The following is a 3,295-nucleotide window of genomic DNA, read 5'->3' as shown; positions in this document are numbered from 1 at the left end:
ATCACATCAGCTAATATTCCTAAGTATCATATTCATGTATAATGGCAAAAGTTATTTTTATTTAAGAGCACCCCATGGCAAAGAAAAAAGGCAAGCCTGCTGAAATTGAAGAAGAAATTGAATATGTATCAAGAACGGAGCTTAAGCGCGAAGCGCAAGAGTTTCATCAGTTAGGTACTGAAATTGCCAAAATGGGTAAAAAACAGCGCGAACGCCTGCCATTAAATGACGATTTAAAAGCGGCAATGGTTGTTGCTGATAAAATAAGTAATAAAAGCGATGCGTATCGCCGTCACTTAAACTACATTGCTAAAACGTTGCGTACTGTAGAAAACATTGACGCTATTAGAGCGATTATCGATGTAATGCTTAATAAAAATAACCAAGCTGAAGTATTGGTCAAAAAAATTGAGCAACTACGTTCAGACTTAATTGAACAAGGTGATGATCTTATCAATGAGACTATTGAGCAGTTCCCGTCTCTTGATCGTCAGCAAATGCGTCAATTGGTTCGTAATGCGGCAAAAGAAGCGAAAGCTGAAAAGCCTGGTAAAGGTTATAAAGAGTTATTTCAATATCTCAAAGATGCACATACCGTTACGTATTAATTAAACCGTATTAATTGATATTTTATTAAAAAAGGTGCTTCGGCACCTTTTTTGTTATAGATCAAACCGCCTCCCTGCGTACTTTTTTATAATCCCCCTAAATAAATACTTAGGTGCGCGTGATGATTAAACTTCCAAAGTGGGACCAAACCCTAATAAACAAATATAATGTGTCTGGCCCGCGTTATACCTCATACCCCACGGCTCTATCACTGCGTGACGGTTATCAACAACAAAACTTACTAAACGCGATAGAATCGTCAACGAGTCGTTCACTTTCTTTATATATTCATATTCCATTTTGTAGTCAGCTTTGCTACTACTGTGGCTGTAATAAAATAATTACCCGCCATCAATCTAAAGCAGATACGTATCTCGACTTTTTAGCAAAAGAAATTACTGCTCAAGCGCATTTATTTAAAAGCTACACGGTTGAGCAATTACATGTAGGTGGCGGTACACCCACTTTTTTAACCGCAAAACAAATGACCCGTTTAATAAAGCTTTTAGAGCAGCACTTTAATTTTACGCGAACTACTGAACGCGGTATTGAAATAGATCCACGTTCGCTTGCCGAAAACATGCTTGTTGATTTAAGGATGCTTGGCTTTAATCGTGTCTCGTTTGGGATTCAAGACTTTAACGACGACGTGCAACTTGCTGTTAATCGTCCGCAAAATGCAGATACGGTTAAGCAATTAATTACACAAGCTCGCGAGCTGGGATTTCAATCTATTAATGCAGATATGATTTACGGGCTTCCTCTGCAAACACCAGAGAGCTTTAAGCAAACTATAGAGCAACTTATTGAGTTAAGCCCTGACCGAGTATCGGTGTTTAACTACGCGCATTTACCAGAGCGCTTTGCCGCACAGCGAAAGATTAAAGATGCAGATTTACCCAGTGCACATAATAAACTCACCATGTTTAAAAATACGCTGGAGCAGATGACGCAAGCAGGCTATCAATTTATTGGTATGGACCACTTTGCAAAAATCGACAACGAACTAGCTGTTGCGCAAAATGAAGGGAAATTACATCGTAATTTTCAAGGTTATACAACCCATGGAAATTGTGATTTATTAGGCTTAGGCGTGTCATCCATTTCGCAAATTGGCACTGCCATTTTACAAAATCAAAAAGAATTAAAACATTATTACCACAGCGTAGAAACACAAAGCGGCTGTGCTCTTAATAAAGGTATGCATTTAACACATGATGATGTAATTCGTGCTGATGCAATTAAGCAGCTCATTTGCCAGTTTGAATTAGATATACAAGACTTTAGTAAAAAGCATGCGCTTATATTTAATGACTATTTTGAGGATGCGTTAATTGCGCTTACGCCACTTATAAAAGATGAACTAGTCACTATAAATGATAATAAAATTAGCGTAACACCACGCGGCAACTTATTCATTCGTATTATTTGCATGTGCTTTGACGCTCATTTACAAAAACAAATAAATGCGACACGTTTTTCACGAGTGATTTAACTAAAAACTGTCCGGCATAAAAAAAGCAGACCAAGGTCTGCTTTTTCTGAGTACTCGAAAAACTAGTTAAAAACCACTTTATCGCTGCCAGGAGCCGCTTTAAACTCGATGATAATTTTAGCGCAATCGGCTTTAACTTCATCTTTGAGTGTTTCTTCAGCTTGCCAGCGAGCCTTATCTAGCTTAAAAATCTCTTTTTTAGCGTATTTTTTACGTGCATCGTGTGTCGGCATTTCTTTAACTACCTGGTACATTTTATAAATGCCAGGATATTGCGTCGTTAAATCACGCTCGCTCTCAAAGCCATATTGAGACATAAGCACCCAAATACGTAAACAGCCTTCAGAAAACTCACACTGCTCTTCATTCATTGCACGCGCAATTAAATGAATACTATCGGCTAGTTTGGCATTTCGCTTTAAACGCGACTTCTCAAGCTTTTGCTTTTGTTCAGCCTGCGTTTTAGCAATTAACTTTTTTTGCGCATTTAACTTGTACAGCAACTGACCCGCATAAAATGCCAGACCAACTATTATAGCAGCGCCTAAAAGTAAGGCTAAAATTACCGCGGTACTCATTATTTATCCTTACTATTTGTCGTCTTCATCTAACCATTCGTTGGCTAAATCGTCAGATAAGTATTGATCGAAATCAGAATTGCCTTTGCTTTCAATATCATCTTCAAAGTCATCTTCAAATTCGTCTTCATCCTCGTCTTCAATACCAAGAATTTCACATAACGCCTGATGACGAGCAATACGGCTATTAAAGTACTTAGCATCTTTACCTGTTAGCATTTCACCTTCTTCATGACGCTCTACTAATTTAAGTAAACGTTCGTCATTCTCAAGTGCTTCTAGCTCTTGTTCAGGTGTGAATTCAGGCTCGATTACCTTTTTCAGCTCAATAGTTGGCTTTAAGTTGCGTTTCATTTCAACTTTAGGCTCAGGCGCAGTTGCAATTAATGGTACTGGCTTTTTACTGCCTACACGCTTATCTTTAGGCGCGTGACCACCATTGTGGCTTTCGCTATCTAGTAAATCTGGCGCGTTACGAGAACCTGGCTTAGCGCCTTTGGTTTTTTTAACTCGCTGCTCTTTTAATGCGCGCATTTCTTTAAGCTTATCTTGGCTTAAACGAACAGGTCCGTTTGCTGGGCTTTTGCGTGACTTTTTAGTTCTACTCATATCT

At 38.5% G+C, this 3,295-nt stretch carries 4 protein-coding genes; 2 read left to right on the top strand and 2 right to left on the bottom strand.

Annotated elements, in window-relative coordinates; translation table 11 throughout:
- Positions 1 to 74: 74 nt before the first annotated feature.
- Positions 75 to 608: a ribosome biogenesis factor YjgA gene (gene yjgA / locus ENH88_RS08480; protein WP_007582068.1), complete on the top strand. Its 534-nt coding sequence runs from the start codon at positions 75 to 77 to the stop codon at positions 606 to 608.
- A 122-nt stretch (positions 609 to 730) separates the two neighbouring features.
- A complete protein-coding gene (gene hemN / locus ENH88_RS08475) occupies positions 731 to 2,104 on the top strand; it encodes an oxygen-independent coproporphyrinogen III oxidase (RefSeq protein ID WP_304181615.1) in 1,374 nt (457 codons plus the stop codon).
- A 62-nt stretch (positions 2,105 to 2,166) separates the two neighbouring features.
- Here hemN and ENH88_RS08470 read toward each other — a convergent pair whose 3' ends face one another.
- Together ENH88_RS08470 and yihI are read right to left on the bottom strand one after the other, a co-directional pair.
- Entirely contained in the window at positions 2,167 to 2,682 is a 516-nt protein-coding gene (locus tag ENH88_RS08470) for a DUF2489 domain-containing protein (RefSeq protein WP_010553820.1), read from the bottom strand.
- 12 nt (positions 2,683 to 2,694) lie between these two features.
- Positions 2,695 to 3,291 (bottom strand): Der GTPase-activating protein YihI, encoded by a 597-nt coding sequence (gene yihI / locus ENH88_RS08465; RefSeq protein WP_170072525.1) that lies wholly within the window; start codon positions 3,289 to 3,291, stop codon positions 2,695 to 2,697.
- Positions 3,292 to 3,295 lie beyond the last annotated feature (4 nt).

It is taken from the genome of Pseudoalteromonas prydzensis (genome assembly GCF_011050055.1).
Taxonomy (GTDB): Bacteria; Pseudomonadota; Gammaproteobacteria; order Enterobacterales; family Alteromonadaceae; genus Pseudoalteromonas; species Pseudoalteromonas prydzensis_A.
This window is presented reverse-complemented; position numbering and strand designations above follow the sequence as displayed.